This is a genomic window from Pseudomonas sp. SDT291_1_S447 (assembly GCF_054070155.1).
In genome coordinates this window covers 1-634 of the sequence record NZ_JBSVXS010000280.1, presented here as the reverse complement: position 1 = coordinate 634, position 634 = coordinate 1, and the positions used below count along the sequence as shown (strand labels likewise).

Below are 634 nucleotides of genomic sequence, written 5' to 3'. Positions count from 1 at the left end.
AGGACCTGGCCTTCGGCAAAGGATTTGTCGAAGGGGATTTCGACACGCACCTGGGGCAGTGCGGGATCCAGCGCCCCGGACACGGCATCCCGCATGATCGGCGCGGCCAGCCGCTGGACTTCGCCGATGGCGCTGATGAACTGGCTTTTGGAGTGCAGATGGGGAGGGCTGTCGGCTTTTTTCACGCTGCAGGACAAGGAGAATGTTTTCGTTGCCAGTTGCATCAGCGCTGCGTTGGGCAGTTCGAGTTCGACCACACTCGGCAGGTTGTCCAGCGGTTTGCTTGCCACTTCGAGGTCAATCGGTGCGCCCTCGCTTGGCGTGCCTTTGAGCCGCACAATGATGATGTCGCCCAGTTCGAATCTCGGCGGGTTGGCGACGACTTGTGCAGTCCCAGGCTTGCCCGCGAGGGCGTCCAGATTCAGCTCATTGTTTTTGGCTTCCTTGAGCAAGGGGGCGTCCAGCCGGGTCGCATCGACGGCCACCACCACACGCTGTTCGGGGCTCCAGTCTTCGGAGCGATTGAGCACCTTGTCATACACCTCGAACGCCACGGCCATACCGGGAAAATCCGTATCACCGGCCTCACGGATGATCGCTTCCGTGATGGTGATGATGATCGGCGCCTTGCCTT

Annotated in this window: 1 pseudogene; it reads right to left on the bottom strand. The window is 60.7% G+C overall.

Annotated features, from left to right (window positions below):
- Positions 1-634 (bottom strand): annotated as a pseudogene (locus ACW9IR_RS29535) (hypothetical protein); the annotation flags it as partial.